14 protein-coding genes are annotated in these 16,333 nt (G+C 32.2%); 5 read left to right on the forward strand and 9 right to left on the reverse strand.

The features are described 5' to 3' along the window. Positions 1–26: 26 nt before the first annotated feature. The 6 genes from J9309_RS04465 to J9309_RS04490 all read right to left on the reverse strand — a co-directional run bounded on the left by J9309_RS04465 (position 27) and on the right by J9309_RS04490 (position 6,446). Positions 27–647 (reverse strand): OmpH family outer membrane protein, encoded by a 621-nt coding sequence (locus tag J9309_RS04465; RefSeq protein WP_230477344.1) that lies wholly within the window; start codon positions 645–647, stop codon positions 27–29. A gap of 61 nt (positions 648–708) precedes the next feature. Continuing rightward, positions 709–3,228 (reverse strand): outer membrane protein assembly factor BamA, encoded by a 2,520-nt coding sequence (bamA, locus tag J9309_RS04470; protein ID WP_230477345.1) that lies wholly within the window; start codon positions 3,226–3,228, stop codon positions 709–711. A 23-nt stretch (positions 3,229–3,251) separates the two neighbouring features. Further along, the gene (locus J9309_RS04475) at positions 3,252–3,995 is read right to left on the reverse strand and encodes an isoprenyl transferase (protein ID WP_230477844.1); all 744 of its coding nucleotides are present in this window, start codon (positions 3,993–3,995) and stop codon (positions 3,252–3,254) included. Between the two features lie 12 nt (positions 3,996–4,007). Continuing rightward, a complete protein-coding gene (gene porG / locus J9309_RS04480) occupies positions 4,008–4,781 on the reverse strand; it encodes a type IX secretion system protein PorG (protein WP_230477346.1) in 774 nt (257 codons plus the stop codon). Between the two features lie 121 nt (positions 4,782–4,902). Continuing rightward, on the reverse strand, positions 4,903–5,787 hold the full coding sequence (locus tag J9309_RS04485) for an NAD kinase (protein ID WP_230477347.1): 885 nt from the start codon (positions 5,785–5,787) through the stop codon (positions 4,903–4,905). Next, positions 5,787–6,446 (reverse strand): CBS domain-containing protein, encoded by a 660-nt coding sequence (locus J9309_RS04490; RefSeq protein ID WP_230477348.1) that lies wholly within the window; start codon positions 6,444–6,446, stop codon positions 5,787–5,789. Before J9309_RS04490 ends, J9309_RS04485 begins: the two co-directional genes overlap by 1 nt. 248 nt (positions 6,447–6,694) lie before the next feature. Here J9309_RS04490 and J9309_RS04495 point away from each other — a divergent pair, with 248 nt between their 5' ends. Genes J9309_RS04495 through J9309_RS04505 form a run of 3 tightly spaced genes read left to right on the forward strand, consistent with a single transcriptional unit; the run spans position 6,695 to position 9,599 of the window. Then, the gene (locus J9309_RS04495) at positions 6,695–7,612 is read left to right on the forward strand and encodes a mevalonate kinase family protein (protein ID WP_230477349.1); all 918 of its coding nucleotides are present in this window, start codon (positions 6,695–6,697) and stop codon (positions 7,610–7,612) included. Between the two features lie 19 nt (positions 7,613–7,631). After that, positions 7,632–8,543 carry a geranylgeranylglycerol-phosphate geranylgeranyltransferase gene (locus J9309_RS04500; RefSeq protein ID WP_230477350.1) on the forward strand — a complete coding sequence of 304 codons (912 nt, stop codon included), beginning with the start codon at positions 7,632–7,634 and terminating at the stop codon, positions 8,541–8,543. Positions 8,544–8,561: 18 nt separating this feature from the next. Next, complete coding sequence (locus tag J9309_RS04505; RefSeq protein ID WP_230477351.1) at positions 8,562–9,599, forward strand: pseudouridine synthase; 1,038 nt, start codon at positions 8,562–8,564, stop codon at positions 9,597–9,599. 46 nt (positions 9,600–9,645) lie between these two features. Here the strand turns inward: J9309_RS04505 and J9309_RS04510 are convergent, their stop codons facing one another. From J9309_RS04510 to rluF, 3 genes are all read right to left on the reverse strand, one after another. Beyond that, on the reverse strand, positions 9,646–10,155 hold the full coding sequence (locus tag J9309_RS04510) for a hypothetical protein (RefSeq protein WP_230477352.1): 510 nt from the start codon (positions 10,153–10,155) through the stop codon (positions 9,646–9,648). Positions 10,156–10,218: 63 nt separating this feature from the next. Next, positions 10,219–12,678 (reverse strand): alpha/beta hydrolase family protein, encoded by a 2,460-nt coding sequence (locus tag J9309_RS04515; protein WP_230477353.1) that lies wholly within the window; start codon positions 12,676–12,678, stop codon positions 10,219–10,221. Positions 12,679–12,800: 122 nt separating this feature from the next. After that, positions 12,801–13,724, reverse strand: coding sequence for a 23S rRNA pseudouridine(2604) synthase RluF (gene rluF, locus J9309_RS04520; protein ID WP_230477354.1), 924 nt, complete (start codon positions 13,722–13,724; stop codon positions 12,801–12,803). A 98-nt stretch (positions 13,725–13,822) separates the two neighbouring features. Between rluF and J9309_RS04525 the strand changes: the two genes are divergently transcribed. Further along, entirely contained in the window at positions 13,823–14,173 is a 351-nt protein-coding gene (locus tag J9309_RS04525) for an arsenate reductase family protein (protein WP_230477355.1), read from the forward strand. Between the two features lies 1 nt (position 14,174). After that, the gene (locus J9309_RS04530) at positions 14,175–16,307 is read left to right on the forward strand and encodes a S9 family peptidase (protein WP_230477356.1); all 2,133 of its coding nucleotides are present in this window, start codon (positions 14,175–14,177) and stop codon (positions 16,305–16,307) included. Positions 16,308–16,333 lie beyond the last annotated feature (26 nt).

Consider the following 16,333-nt stretch of genomic DNA (forward strand, 5'->3'; position numbering starts at 1 on the left):
ATTATGTTTAGTTTATTTATTACTTATTATTTTTTTATTTGACCTCTATTTTGTGAGGTTGCTGCTTTATTTGTTGTATTCGTTTTATTTCCTGTATTTGTCGATGTTCTATTATTAGAATTTTGTTTTGGATTATTTTCTGGTTTTAAAATATTCAAAACTTCACGACTAATATCAAATTTAGGATCAGTGTAAATCATAATCAAATCAGATCCTTTATCAAATACAAAGCTATAACCTCTTTTATCAGCAACTTGTTTTGTTGCATTATAAATTTGATCTTGAATTGGCTTTACAAGCGCTCTACGCATAAAAACTAAATCACCCGTAGGTCCGTATCTTTTTTCTTGTAAATCTTTAATTGCTTTAAGTTCATCAGCAATTTTCTTTTCTTGCTCTTTCACTTGTTCAGCAGTTAAAAGAATTTTTTCCGCCTCAAAAGCAGCTTGTACTTTGGTTAAATTCTCTTGTTTTGCTTCGATTTCTTTTTGCCAGTTTTCAGTCTGTGTTTTCAGTCTATTCTGAGAATTTGTATATTCTGGTAAATTCTCTAAGATATATTGTGTGTCCACATAACAGAATTTTTGTGCCGATACCGACCCTACTAACCCTAAGAAAACAACAACAAAGCTAATCCATCTTTTCATATTTAAGTCGTGTTAATTCTAAAACTATGCCAAATATTTTGGTATTGCTAATGTAATAAAATTAGAATTGTTGTCCAATAATAAAGTGAGTTTGCCATCCAGAACGTTCTGTTTGTCCAAATCCTTTATCAAATCCATATCCAAAATCAAATCCTAATAATCCGAATGCTGCCATATAAATACGTACACCAGCACCAACAGATCGTTTCAATTCGAATGGTTTATATTCACTTGTAGATCCCCAAACGTTACCTCCTTCTGCGAAAGTTAAACCATAGATTTTAGCTTGTTGGCTCATTGTAATTGGGTAACGTAATTCTAATGAGAACTTATTGTAGATTGTTCCTCCACCTGTTGGAGTTAAATCACCAATTTGTCCACCACCTGTAGATGAATCTTCATAACCACGTAATGCAACGATTTCACGACCATCAAAACGAGATTGTGATAATCCTGTTCCTCCTAAGTAAAATCTTTCGAAAGGAATAGTTCCAACTTTACGGTTATAAGTACCTAATGCACCAAATTCACCACCTACACGAACAACTAATTTACCTGCAATTTGTTTGTACCAATATGCTCTAGCTTTAATCTTGTAATACTCTAACCATTCAAATCTTTCTGTGTCAGACATTGTTGAATAGTCTTTTTCTTTCCCCATTAAAGAGTAAGGTAAAGTTGCTGTTACAGCAACACTCATTTCTGATCCATCTTCTGGGAAAATTGGATCTGGTCCTGCAGAGTTACGTGTTAAACCTAATGTATAGTTAATATTATTAGATGAACCGTTTTCGTAATTTAAGTTACCTACAGCTAAGTTATAATTATCAAAATTATAACGTTGGAAAGATAACGAGTTTGATAAACGGAAGTAATCATCTGGCCAAGTTAATAACTTGTTTAATCCAATAGTTGCACCTAAAATATCTAAATTTGCTTTTTCACCCCATTGATCTGTATATCCATATTGAGATAAGTAGAACGATGTTGATAATGCTGTTGGACGTTTTCCTCCAATCCAAGGCTCAGTAAACGATAAACTATAGTTTTTATAACCGTTACCAGCTTGTGCACGTACAGATAATGACTGTCCATCTCCCATAGGCACAGGTTTCCAAGCTTCACCACGGAACATGTTTCCGATAGAGAAGTTACCAAATGTTAAACCTAAAGTTCCGATGAAAGTTCCTGCACCATAACCACCTTGTAATTCGATTTGTGAAGATGATTTTGGAGCAACTTTCCAATCAATATCTACCGTATTATTTTCTGGGTTTGGCTTAATATCTGGAGAAATCTGTGTAGGTTCTAAATAACCTAAAGAAGCTAACTCCATTAATGTACGACGAATCTCAGTTTTAGAAAATAAATCTCCAGGTTTAGTTCTTAACTCACGATATAAAATATGATCGTGGGCCTCTGTATTACCTAAAATTGTTACTTTATTTAAAGTTGCCTGAGTTCCTTCGTAAATTTTAATTTCAAGATCAATCGTGTCGTTTTTCACATTTTTTTCAACTGGGAAAACACGAGCGAATAAATATCCATTATTCATGTATAATGTTTGGATATCATCATCTTTATCAGATCCAGATATTTTTTTATTGATTCCTACTGCATCGTAACGATCACCTGTTTTATAAGAAAAAACACGCTTTAATTGTTCAGAAGTATAAATAGAGTTTCCTGAAAAAGTAACATCTCCTAAGAAATAAGGTTTACCTTCGTCAACTTTAATTTTCACAACTAAATTTTTAGGATCTACTTGCATGATTGTATCAGAAACAATCTTTGCATCACGAAAACCAACTGATTTATATTCGTTTACAACGTTTTCTAAATCTGCCTGGTATTTATCAGGAATCATTTTAGAAGCTTTGAAGACATTAATCGACTTGCGTTTTGTGTCTTTCATTGCTTTACGTAAACGCTTACTTGATAACTCATTATTCCCTTCGAAAACAATATCATCAATCTTAACACGTTCACCTCTATCAACATTTAAAATCAGATTTTGCTGATCTTTAGAACCATCAACTGATGTTTGCTCAACTTTAATAGTCGAGTTAGGGAAACCTTTACCAGTATAATATTCTTTGATTTTATTGTTTGTTGAATTAATTAAGTTATTTGTAATCTTAACACCTGGATTTAATTTGTTTTCTTTAACAATATCCTCACGTTGAGATTTTTTGATTCCATTAATTTTAATATCTGCCAATTCTGGTACAGAAACTAATTCTAATGTTAAAATAACTTTATTTCCTTTTATCTCTTTGATGTAGATATCAATATCTGAGAACATTTTTGAACGCCATAATTTTTTTACAGCATTGTTCACTTTACTTCCAGGTAATTCAATTTCTTCACCAATAGAGAAACCAGCATAACGAATAATCTGATTTTTAGAGAATTTAGTATCTCCTTTTACATCAATATCTTCTAATGTAAAAACTCTTGGATTCATGTAATCCACCTCATAATTCTCTATCTGAGTTGAAACAACGTTTTGTGTAGAATCTACCTGCGCATGAGCCATGTAGGTACCTAACATACACATTGTCCAAATAATTTTCTTCATAATCCCTCTATTTCCAGTTCCGGTCAGTTCGTTAATTGTTCACTAATTTTACCATAGCGGCGCTCTCTTCCTTGGTAACTTAAGATAGCTTCGTAGAAAGTTTCATGGTTAAAATCTGGCCATAAAACTGGTGTAAAATACAATTCTGCGTATGCTATTTGCCAAAGTAAAAAGTTGCTGATGCGTGTTTCACCGCTTGTGCGAATCATAAGATCCACCATTGGCATATTGTGAGTATATAAATTTTGATTTACAAGTTCTTCGTTAATATCGGCTTCACTAATCGATCCTTCTTTGTACTGATTTGCAATATTTTTTATTGCACCTAATATTTCCTCTTTTGAGCCGTAGCTTAGTGCTAAAGTCAAAATAGAACCTGTATTATCTTTGGTAAGTTCAATTGCTTTTTCTAAATCTTTGCGCGCAGATAACGGCAATTTCGACAAGTCACCAATAATGTTAAAACGAACATTATTTTGATGAAGTTCTTTAATTTCAGCTTTGATTGTTTTACTTAGTAAAGTCATCAAAAAAGAAACTTCTAATTTTGGACGATTCCAATTTTCTGTGGAAAATGCATAAAGTGTTAAATACTTAATACCTAATTCTCTACAGCTTTCAATAGATGCTCTAACGGCTTTTAAAGCATTTTTATGCCCAAAAGTTCTTTCTTTTCCATTCTGTTTTGCCCAACGCCCGTTACCATCCATAATGATAGCAACGTGGTCTGGCAAATTATTTTTATCTATCTGATCTATTAAACTGATCTCCATTTTTTATTAGTTGCAATAACATGCAGGGCGTCCGAAACTGTAAGTTAATGTGATACCAGTTTGTACGTACCAATCCTTATTACTCATGTTACCAAAAGTTTTATCGCGAATTTCTTCAGCAATAACCGGATTAGAATTTCCTGCATTAATTAAATTCTTTGTAAAATCAGCGACATTATAGTCTAAAAAATCCTGATTTGTATATCTAAAACCAGTTTCTAATGAAAGTAACCAGTTGTAGTTAAATCTTACTTTGTAACCTAAACCAAAAGGAAAAACTAATTTTCTTTTGTTGTAAGTATCATGCACTATTTCACCCTCATCAGCGTCATAGTCGTAAATTCTATATTTTGCTTGGAATGCACCACCACCAAAAAATAAGTAAGGTGAATGTGCAAATTCTTGTGCTTCGTTTATATCTTTAAAGTTGTATTCGAATAATACTGCACCCTCTAAGATATCATTTTCAAAACTTTGATTACGATCTCTTTTAAATTGTTCTCCCGATTTAAAATCACCAGCACCAACATGTGAATATGTTAGATTTAATCTAAATCCCATGTGTGGGTTAATGTTAAAACGATAAAGTCCTCCAATTGAAATTGGTAATACAATATCACCACCCGATGTTACTCTTGTAGGGAATGGATTAATGTAATTTCCTTTTCCTACATCACCGATTACGTTTGCCCCTCCAGCAAAAATTCCGATTTCATGTCTTTGTGCTAAAACGCCTTGAGAGAAGCATAATACAAAGATGAATAATAAAAATCTACTCATGTGTTAATGTTAATTTTTCGGCTTTTGCTTACTTTTCAAATGTTAATTTATCGAACAAATATAAACAAAAGTCAATTCAAGATAACTGATTTAACAAAAATTAAGATGATTTATTGTAATATTAATTTCTTTTATCAGATCCCCACAACATTTTATCCCTCAAAGTTGTAAAATAACTGGCCTCATTTGCTTCAACTATATTGATCTTGAAATCCGCTTTTGTAATTCGTAATTCGACATCTGTAGTTAATGCTAAGTTTCTTGAATCTAATGATAAAAAATACTCATTTGCACGGCTTCTAATTTTAAGATCGATGACAGAATCTTCTGAAACTATTAGTGGACGAACATTTAAATTATGTGGCGCGACTGGTGTAATGATAAAATTTTGATTGGATGGATGAACGATTGGTCCACCACAACTTAAATTATAACCTGTAGATCCTGTTGGCGTAGAAATTATTAATCCATCTGACCAAAAAGAATTTAAAAATTCATTGTTTAAAGTTGTATCAATCGTAATCATAGAGGTTGTTTCTCTACGAGTTACTGTAATTTCGTTAATGGCAAAATTATTTTCGATTTCAACACCGTCATTTCTTTCAATTTTTAAAAGTGAACGAGGGATAATGTTATAATTTCCTTCAAAAAAATTATCTAATTGCTCTAATAAAACACTTTTATTAATCGTTGCCAAAAATCCTAATCGTCCTGTATTTACACCAACAATTGGAATTTGTGATTCTCTAACTATTGTAGCTGCAGATAGAATTGTACCATCACCTCCAAAAGAAAAAAAGAATTTTACACTTTTATCTAAATCTTCATTAGAACTAAATGTTTCAACGTTTGTAAGATTTACGTCTGTCAAGACAGAAATTTTTCTTAAAAACCTTTCCTCAATACAATACTCAATCTTATGTGCAGATAAATAATTTAAAAAAGGAGTAATAATATCTTCTAAAGATGTGCTTGTCTTCTGACCAAAAAGAGCAACTTTAACCATTATGTATTCATGTATTTTAAAAGCTGAGCATATCGAGATTGCAACAACTCTTGTTTTTCATCATTATAAAACTTCTGAATCACTTGATAACCATATCTCTCGAAAGTTTCGCCAATTGATAATAAATTTGATGAACTAAATCTTACGAAAACATTCGCTTGATCATCAACATCATCTACTAACATCAATCCAAAAACCTTCCCATTGTTAGATTCAATAATATTCGTAATTATCGACATTGATAAATCTTTAGACGGGATAGAAACAATCATTGATACAGCCAACTCTGACACAAATGGAAACTTTGCCATTGCCTCTAGAATTGTTTGTTGCGATACGCATCCAATGTATTTATTTCTAGCAGAAATTACAGGTAAAACATTCGTGTGATTCATGTACATCATCTGTATAGCATCCAATAACGTATGATCTTCAGTCAAGTAAAAAGATTCAGTATAATTCTTTATCCAATCTTGATTTTCGTATCCAAGCGTTAGTTCCACTAAATCTTCTTCAGCAATATTTCCTACAAAATCCAAACCATCGAAAATTGGTAAATGTGTCAACTTCATTTCTTGAACCATCTCTAGAAGATGTTCAGGAGAATAATTGATTTTTCCTGGTTTAATTTCTTTCGACAAATATGCTGTTACGTACATGCTGCAAATTTAAAATTTTTAATAAGAAATGGGCTACTAATCTGATTGTATTCTGATTTTAACAGAAATTTAATACAGTTGTTAAAAAACTGAATCATAATCAAATAAACAAATAACATTCCAAATGAATTTGATTTAAATTTATTACAAATTGGATCATTTATTGTATATTGAATCAAGAATTAACATTCAGCAAGATAGAGTGAAAGTAATTTTGTAATTTTGCTGCTTAGAATTTAATATTCAACATGAAAAACCCATTGTTTTACGCTAAAATCTTGTTATTTGGTGAATATGGAATTATCGAAAACTCGAAAGGTTTGACGATTCCTTACAACTTTTACCAAGGAGCCTTAAAATTTGAAGAAACTGAAATGACAGCTTCTTCCAACGCTCATTTACGTAAGTACGCTCAATTTTTATCAGAAAATTTTTCAGAATTATTTGATACTGAAGCTTTCAATAAAGATGTTGAAAACGGAATGTATTTCGATTCTAATATTCCACAAGGATACGGAGTTGGAAGTTCTGGTGCTTTAGTCGCTGCGATTTACAACAAGTACGCGAAAAACAAAATCGAGATTGAAAGTTATTTAACAAAAGAAAAAATTGCTGAATTAAAATTGACATTTGGGCAAATGGAATCTTATTTTCATGGTAAATCTTCTGGAATTGATCCATTGATTTGTTACATGAATATTCCTTTATTAATCCAATCTAAAGACGATATTTCTACAGTTGGTTTACCTGAAGCTGCAGCTAATGGTAAAGGCGCTGTATTTTTAATAAATTCTGGTGAACCTGGAGAAACTGCTCCGATGGTTCAAATTTTCTTCGAAAAATTAAAAAACGACGGTTTCCGTAAAACTTTAAAAGAAGAATTTATAAAATACAACAATGCTTGTATTGAGTATTTTGTAAAAGGTGAATACAATCCGCTATTTAATAATTTACAGAAGTTATCATCATGGGCTTTTGAACATTTTCGTCCGATGATTCCTCAGAAATTAGTAAACGCCTGGAAAACAGGAATCGATACCAACACTTATTACCTAAAACTTTGTGGATCAGGTGGTGGTGGATATGTTTTAGGTTTTACACAAGACTACGAAAAAGCTAAAACATATTTAAAAGACTTTAATACTGAAGTTATTTATCGTTTTTAATTCAAAATCAATTTAGAAAATGAATCTGCAGAAGATAATCATCAAACTTTTTGCTTTATTTTCTGTTATTAGAGGCTACAATCTTATTATCTTGATGTTGGCCCAATATCTTGCATGCTTATTTATTTTTGCGCAAGAAGAAAATCATGTTACCATACTTACAAATCTTAAAATTAATGGTATTATTTTATCCTCTATACTTTGTGTTGCTGCAGGATATATTATTAATAATTTTTACGATTTAGAAAAAGATCGCATCAAACGTCCGATGCAATCTTACATTAATAAACAAGTTTCACAAGGATTTAAACTTAGAGTTTACATCATATTAAATTCGCTAGCGTTATTAATCGCTTCCAGTGTTTCTTGGCGAGTGCTGCTATATTTCTTCGCTTATCAGATATTAGTTTGGTTTTACAGCCACAAAATGAATCGCTTTGCACTGATTAAAAATTTATATCTGGTTGTATTGCGTACAATGCCATTCTTCGCTTTAGTTGTTTATTTTGAAAAGTTTGACCAAATCCTTTTACTACATGCAAGCTTTTTAACCATCTTATTTTTAATTACTGATATTGTTAAAAATTTAGCCTCACAACGTGTGGATTTAATTTATAATTACAATTCTATTCCTATTAAATATGGGACACGAACGACGAAACGAATTGTTTATGTCTTTATAATAATAGATATTTTATTAGGTTGTTATCTGATAAAAAGTCATGAAATTGGTTTAATGAAATACTTTTTCATGTTTTCTATTATCTCTTTCTTATTCAATGCATTTCTCTTATGGAGAGGAAAAACAGAGCAAGATTTCAAAATTTTACATTATTTTTTTAAAGGAATGATAGTTGCAGGCGTATTTAGTATCTCATTAATCGAAATAAATCCCTTAACTTTGCAAACTATTGCGCAAAATTTTAGGTAGCGCATCAATTATATAATCATGAATAATAGACGACAATCCAACAACAGAAATTCCCAAGGCGGGAATAATCGTGGTAGAGGAGCGAACAGTGGTTCATCTTCATCAAGACCTAACGGAGGGAAAGGAAAACCAAGTTTTGGAGCTAAAAAAACTGAAGGTGGGAAACCAAGCTTTGGTGGAAGTAGCAAAACAGAAGGAGGTAAACCATCTTTTGGAGGTAACAAACCATCTTACGGTGGTGGAAGACTAACAGGAGAAGGAAATAGTTTTGGACCAAAAAAATCGTTTTCTAAACCAGGGCAAAAACCTTTCGTAAAAAGGTTAAAAGCGGCTCCGGTTGATGACGGGACTATTCGTTTAAATAAATATGTAGCGAATGCAGGGATTGCATCCAGAAGAGAGGCCGACGAACTGATCAAAACTGGAATCGTTACTGTGAATGGTCAAGTTATCTCAGAAATGGGTTACAAGGTTCAACCAGGTGATGAAGTACGTTTCGACGGAAAGAAAATCTCTTCGCAAAAAAATGTTTACTTCTTATTAAACAAACCAAAAGGATTCATTACAACTTCTAAAGACGAGAAAGATCGTCAAACTGTAATGGATTTAGTAGCTGGTGCAACAACAGCTCGTATCTTCCCTGTTGGTCGCTTAGACCGTCAGACAACAGGTGTCCTTTTATTTACAAATGATGGATACTTAACGAAGAAATTGACTCACCCAAGTCATGATATCAAAAAAATCTACCACGTTACTTTAGATAAAAAATTAACGGCGAATGATATGGCTGATATTAAAAAAGGTGTTCGTTTAATTCCGGAAGGAATTGCAATAGTTGACGAAATTTCTTACATCGAAAATCGTCCGAAAAACGAAATCGGTTTAGAAATCCACATTGGATGGAACCGTGTTGTACGTCGTATCTTCGAAAAATTAGGATACAAAGTAGAACAATTAGATCGTGTATCTTTTGCTGGTTTAACTAAAAAAGGTTTAAACCGTGGAGATTATCGTCCTTTAACTGAATTAGAAGTTAACTTCTTAAAAATGATGTAATCAAATTTTGATTCAACATATAAAGCCTCGCATTGCGAGGCTTTTTTTATTTTTTAAAATAGTAATAAAAATGATTCGGATTAGTTCTACTTTCTCTAATTCGAATAGATTTTATCGTATCTCCTTTAAAAATATAAGAATCAAAACCCCACACCGAGGTGTCGAGCTGAGAAATAAATACTGGTCCTTTTTCTTTCGTGGTTAATTGATGAATTACCCAATTATGATCAGTTGAATAAACTATTTTTTTAATTGTAAGTTCCTTTGACAAACCAAAATCTATTGCCTTTAACGTATCTCTAAAAAAATTAAGTGAGAAAAAATAAATTGTTGGAAAAAGTAAGATCAAAGTTAAAAAACGAAATAACATGGGAATTTTAAAACCAATCAAAGCAATTGTTATTGATAAAACTAAGCTTAAAAATAAAGCTATTAAATCAAAATTGAAATCTGAACTTGAATAAGGCCAAGGTATACCTATAAAATTAAAGTACAACTTAAAACAAATAATTGTTAAAATAAGTATCCCTAAAAATAATAATGATTTATCCTTCATTCAATAAAAATACATTATTAAAAAAAACGACTACCGAAGTAGTCGCTTTTAATTTATTAGAAATTATTTTTTCTTCACTTCTTTCGAAGTTTCTTTTCCTTTGTTTTTCACGTATTTTTCTAACCATTGGTCTTGTTCCCATAACATATGCATAATGTTTTCACGTGATGCATAACCATGAGATTCTTTTGGTAATAAAACTAAACGTGTTGTTGCTCCTAATCCTTTTAATGCGTTAAAGTAACGCTCTGATTGCATTGGGAAAGTTCCTGTATTGTTATCCGCATCTCCGTGGATTAATAATAAAGGTGTTTTCATTTTCTCTGCATTCATAAAAGGCGACATTGTGTTGTACACTTCTGGTGCTTCCCAGTAATTACGCTGTTCTGATTGGAATCCGAAAGGCGTTAATGTACGGTTATAAGCTCCTGAACGTGCAATACCAGCTGCGAATAAATTAGAATGTGATAATAAGTTAGCTGTCATAAACGCTCCATAAGAGTGTCCTCCAACTGCTACTCTTTCACGATCAATAAATCCTAAAGCATCTACTGCATCAATGGCTGCTTTTGCATTAGCAACTAATTGTGGAACGAACGTATCATTTGGTTCTTCTTTCCCTTCACCAATAATTGGGAAAGCTGCATTATCTAAAACTGCATATCCTCTTAAAGCCCAAAAAACTGGACCACCGTATGATGGCGATGTAAATTGATTTTCAGAAGTTGTAACCTGACCTGCAGTTGCAGCATCTTTAAATTCGCGCGGGTAAGCCCACATTAACATTGGTAACTTCTCTTTTTTCGTTTTATCGTAATTTGGTGGTAAATATAAAGTTCCTGATAATTCTACACCATCAGCACGTTTGTAGTTAATTAACTCTTTCGAAACTTGATTCATTGCTTCGAATGGGTTTTTAGTAAACGTAATTTGCTTTGGCTTACCTCCTTTTTGGAAAATATTGCGAACGTATAAATTTGGATATTCTGTTTTTGATTGAATACGCTCTAAAACAATTCCTTTTTTAGGATCAATAATATCAACAATTGTTTCTAATTTATCTGATTTTTGAGCCCTCCATAAACGTGTCGTTTTTAATGTTTTGATGTCAAATTCATCAACAAATGGTAAAATTCCGTCTGGTGAAATTCCTTCGCCATCTAACATTAATTTACCTTTATTAATTGCTAAAACATTGTATCCGTAATCGTTTTTCTCTGTAACAAAAGTTCCTGGATCATTGTAAGCATCTTGCGTATTACGACTAAAGAAACGTTTTGCTTCTTGTTTATTATTTGATGGATTAAAAATGTAGTAACTCTCATTACGTGTGTTATACCATGAATCACGAACTAAAGCAACCTCATCATTCCCCCAAATAATTCCACGGTAACGATCTTTTACTTTTACTAATTCTTGTTTTTCACCTGTAAAAGGAGCTGCTAATTGATAAACTGCATCACGATATTCAGCAGGTTTGTTCGCATCACCACCATCTAAAGCTTCAACCCAATATAAAGTATTGGCTTTATCTGCACGCCAGTAAACACTACGTTTTCCTGTAGTTGTCGAAGAAAAACCTTTTGGAACAACTTCTTGTAAATCTTTTTTATTAATTTCTTTAACTACTTTTCCATTTACATCGTAAACAACATCTACGCTTGGGAAACTTCTATAAGTAACTAAATAAGAAAATGGTTTTTGAATTTCGTTTACTAAAACATATTGTCCGTCTGGAGAACCAACAACATTTGCATACATTGCAGCGTCTTTCCATTTTGTTTTAGCACCTGTTTCTACATCAACTTTTACTAATTCAGAAATTGCTAATTGCTCAAAATTAAACTCATCATTCTTATCTTTCAATAAATCTTGATATGTTCTGTTTTGCGCTTCTTTTCCGTCTGCATTAGATACTGTTGGTCCTGTAGGAACAGCTTCAGCAGTATTAATTAAAGCTTTTTTAGAAGCAGGGATAACATTTACGATTACCGTTTTATTGTCTGATAACCATGTATATGGACGTCCTAAATTTGCATTTAATTTATCTTCGTAAACTTTTGTAGCTGATTTTGATTTTACATCAATTACCCATAATTCAACTCCTTTTTCAGTTGTATTTGTAACTGCGTATTTTGTTTGGTTTGAATTCCATGATTGATTAGAGAAACGTCCTTTTGCTGGTAATCCTGTAATTGTTTGTTCTTTCGAATTTTTTAAATCATAGAAAGTAATTTTTTCACTGAAATTTTCTCTCGAATTAATATTAGTAACTGGATTAATTCTTAAACCCGCTAAACGTAATTCTGTTTCTGCTAATTCATTCAATGTTTTATAACGACTTCTGTACGATAAGAAAGCGTTTTCTGCTTTTCCGTCCACTGAAATAGAAGGTGGCATATCAGCATCTGCTAATTGTAAAATTTCTTTTGGTGGAGTTTGGAATGATAAATTTTCCTGTGCATTTAACGCAGACCCAAAAGTCATCGCTAAAAACATTAACGAATAAATAATCTTCTTCATGCTTGTTTGTTAATTTTTAACTAAGATATAAAAATCAAATCTAAAAAAAATCAAACAACGATATATTGACAATTTTTAAGCGCATAAAAAAACCGATTCTTTTAAAAGAATCGGTTTTAGAATTATCTTCTCTTCCCAAATTTTCCACCTTTTGATGTTGTTGGAGCTTTACTTTTACCAACTCGAGCTTGAGATGTAGATTTTGGTTTATTTGTTTTCTTTTTTTGAACTGGACGTCCTTTCTCATCTTTAAAATCTGGAGAAAAATCTGCTGATTTTTTTGCTGCTGATTTCTTCGGTTTATTCGATGATTTTTTTTCTTCATGTTTTTCTGAATCTGCAGTAAGACGATTCAATTCTGCTAATTCTTCAGGAGTTAAATCACGGAACTGACCAACAGGAACATTCAGCGTTAAATTCATAATTCGAATTCGCTCTAATTTCTTTACTGTATAACCGAAATATTCGCACATACGACGAATCTGACGATTTAATCCTTGTATTAATGTAATTTTGAAAACATTTGTACTTACTTTTTCAATCTTACATTTCTTCGTCACTTGATTTAAAATCGGAACACCTTTCGACATTCGCTCACAGAATTCATCTGTAATTGGCTTATTCACCGTTACAACATATTCTTTCTCGTGATTATTTCCAGCACGAAGAATCTTATTCACAATATCACCATCGCTTGTTAATAAGATCAAACCTTGCGAATCTTTATCTAAACGACCAATTGGAAAAATTCGCTCTCCGAAAGATAAGAAATCAACAATATTATCTGGATCCGAAGGATCAGTTGTACATGTTACTCCAACTGGTTTATTCAACATAATATATGCTGCATGTGCTTTGTCTCGAGGTTCAATTTCTACCCCTTTTACTGTTACTACATCATTCGGACCAACATGTTGTCCAGTTTTAGCTACACGCCCATTAATATGTACTAAGCGATTTTCGATGTATTGATCCGCTTCTCTTCGCGAGCAATATCCACTATCACTTATATACTTATTTAATCGTATCATATTCTTCTCGTCCATCTTGCAAAGATAAAGCTTTCTATAAACATAAATAAAAAGACAAAATGCATTAACAATTCAATATTAAGTATATTTACATAACATAAAAAATTCACCTGATGAAGAAAGTATTCTTTTTAAAAACTTGCGATACGTGTAAACGTATTTTAAAGGAAAATGATTTTACTGGATTTGATTTACATGAAATAAAATCTACTGCTATAACTGAAGACGAATTGGATGAAATGAAAAACCTAGCTGGAAGTTATGAAGCATTATTTTCTCGACGTGCGCAGAATTATAAAAAATTAGGTTTAAAAGATGTTGAATTATCCGAAGCTGATATTAAGAATTACATCTTATCAGATTATACATTTTTAAAACGTCCAGTTATTGTTGACGGTGATACCATTTTTATTGGAAATGAAAAGAAAAATTTAGAAGCTTTAGCAGCTTATTTAGCTCAATAACATGAAAACAAAATTACTATACGCAACGCTTTTTTTGAGTACACTATCGATTGCTCAACAAAAAGAAATTACAATGAAAGATGCTGTTCTTGGTTTAGGAACTAATCTAAGAGTTGAGAATTTAAGTCAAGTACAATGGATTCCGAATGAAGACGCTTTTACACAAAATGTAAAAACAAAATACGGAGAAGCTCTGGTTAAACGTAATGTTCCTACGAATAAAGTAGATACCATTTTCCGTTCCACTCAATTCGAAGGAAATCGTGTGCCATCTCTTAATTGGATCAATAACCAAAAAGCATTCTTCAACCAAAAAGGAGCTTACAAAACGGTTTCTACAAACGGACAAATCAACAATTGGATAAACATTCCTGCAAATGCGCAAGATGTAGAATTTGATGCAGCCAATAATCAAGCGGGTTATACCGTTGATAACAACTTATACTTTGTAGATAACGCTGGAAACACACATCAAATCACCAAAGATGGTTCTTATAATATTGTAAACGGTAAATCTGTTCACCAAAACGAGTTTGGAATCCACAAAGGAATCTATATTTCTCCAAAAGGGAATTATGTAGCTTTTTATAGAATGGATCAAACGGTTGTAACAGAATATCCAATTATTGACTGGTCAGTTCAACCTGCGGTAAATAAAAATATTAAATATCCATTTGCTGGAACAAAAAATCATACAGTTACTTTAGGCGTTTATAATCCGAAAACAAAACAAACGATTTTCTTAGAAACTGAACCACAAAAAGATCAATATTTAACATCTGTTACATGGTCGCCAGATGAAAAACACATTTACATTGGAATTTTAAGTCGTAATCAAAAACACTTAAAATTAAACCAATACGATGCAGTTTCTGGACAATTCATCAAAACATTATTCGAAGAAAAGGATGATAAATATGTAGAACCTCAACACGAGTTATACTTTATTCCTGGAAAAACTAATGAATTTGTTTGGTGGTCGCAACGTGATGGATTTATGCATTTATATCGTTTTGACACGAATGGAAAGTTAATCAATCAAATTACAAAAGGTGATTGGGTTGTTACAGATATCGTGGGACAAAATGCAAAAGCAAAAGAATTATTGATTGTTACAACAAAAGATTCGCCAAAAGAACGTCATTTATATGCAGTAAATTGGGAGAATGGAAAGTTACGCAAATTAACGAAAGAAGCTGGAACGCATAATCCTTCGGTTTCGACTTCTGGAATTTATGCGATTGACAACTGGAGTAACGACACAACTCCTCGTAAAATTGATATAATTGATACGAAGTCGAATAAAATTTCGAATTTATTAACGGCTAAAAATCCATTAAACGGCTACAAAACTGCAAAAGTTGAAAATGTAACGTTAAAAGCAGATGACGGTACAGATTTATACGGAAAGTTAATCTATCCAAACAACTTTGATGCGACAAAGAAATATCCTGTAATCGTGTATTTATACAATGGACCACACGCACAATTAATTACAAATAGATTTCCAGCTTCTGGTAACTTATGGTACGACCATTTAGCAGAAAAAGGATATGTAGTTTTTACAATGGATGGTCGCGGTTCTGCACATAGAGGACTAAAATTTGAGCAAGCGATTCATGGAAAAGCAGCAGCTACAGAAATGGAGGATCAAATGAAAGGTGTTGATTATTTAAAGGCTTTACCATTTGTTGATGCTGAAAGAATGGGAATTCACGGTTGGTCTTATGGAGGATTTATGACAACTTCTTTTATGTTACGTAAACCTGATGTCTTTAAAGTAGGAGTTGCTGGTGGACCAGTAATTGATTGGCGTCGATACGAAATTATGTACACAGAGCGTTACATGGAATCGCCTCAAGACAATCCGAAAGGTTACGAAGAAAACAACTTATTAACAAAAGTTGGTAACTTAGAAGGTAAGCTTTTAGTTATTCATGGTTCTTTAGATCCTGTTGTGGTTTGGCAACATTCGATGGATTTATTAAAAGAATCGGTAAAAGCGGAGAAGCAAATTGATTACTACGTTTATCCGAATCATGAGCATAATGTTCGCGGTGTTGAACGTGTACATTTAATGCAAAAAATTACAGATTACTTTGATTTATATCTTAAACCAAAGCAAACAAAATAATATTGAAAAAGCCTCGCGATGCGAGG

Source organism: Faecalibacter bovis, from assembly GCF_017948305.1.
GTDB classification, from domain to species: domain Bacteria; phylum Bacteroidota; class Bacteroidia; order Flavobacteriales; family Weeksellaceae; genus Empedobacter; species Empedobacter bovis.

What these genes read in the sequence shown, in the direction of transcription:
- rluF (WP_230477354.1), bottom strand. Translation starts at nt 13,724, where the DNA reads ATGGACGAGAAGAATATGATACGATTAAATAAGTATATAAGTGATAGT.
- J9309_RS04525 (WP_230477355.1), top strand. Translation starts at nt 13,823, where the DNA reads ATGAAGAAAGTATTCTTTTTAAAAACTTGCGATACGTGTAAACGTATT.
- J9309_RS04465 (WP_230477344.1), bottom strand. Translation starts at nt 647, where the DNA reads ATGAAAAGATGGATTAGCTTTGTTGTTGTTTTCTTAGGGTTAGTAGGG.
- J9309_RS04505 (WP_230477351.1), top strand. Translation starts at nt 8,562, where the DNA reads ATGAATAATAGACGACAATCCAACAACAGAAATTCCCAAGGCGGGAAT.
- J9309_RS04510 (WP_230477352.1), bottom strand. Translation starts at nt 10,155, where the DNA reads ATGAAGGATAAATCATTATTATTTTTAGGGATACTTATTTTAACAATT.
- J9309_RS04495 (WP_230477349.1), top strand. Translation starts at nt 6,695, where the DNA reads ATGAAAAACCCATTGTTTTACGCTAAAATCTTGTTATTTGGTGAATAT.
- J9309_RS04490 (WP_230477348.1), bottom strand. Translation starts at nt 6,446, where the DNA reads ATGTACGTAACAGCATATTTGTCGAAAGAAATTAAACCAGGAAAAATC.
- J9309_RS04500 (WP_230477350.1), top strand. Translation starts at nt 7,632, where the DNA reads ATGAATCTGCAGAAGATAATCATCAAACTTTTTGCTTTATTTTCTGTT.
- J9309_RS04530 (WP_230477356.1), top strand. Translation starts at nt 14,175, where the DNA reads ATGAAAACAAAATTACTATACGCAACGCTTTTTTTGAGTACACTATCG.
- J9309_RS04515 (WP_230477353.1), bottom strand. Translation starts at nt 12,678, where the DNA reads ATGAAGAAGATTATTTATTCGTTAATGTTTTTAGCGATGACTTTTGGG.
- porG (WP_230477346.1), bottom strand. Translation starts at nt 4,781, where the DNA reads ATGAGTAGATTTTTATTATTCATCTTTGTATTATGCTTCTCTCAAGGC.
- bamA (WP_230477345.1), bottom strand. Translation starts at nt 3,228, where the DNA reads ATGAAGAAAATTATTTGGACAATGTGTATGTTAGGTACCTACATGGCT.
- J9309_RS04485 (WP_230477347.1), bottom strand. Translation starts at nt 5,787, where the DNA reads ATGGTTAAAGTTGCTCTTTTTGGTCAGAAGACAAGCACATCTTTAGAA.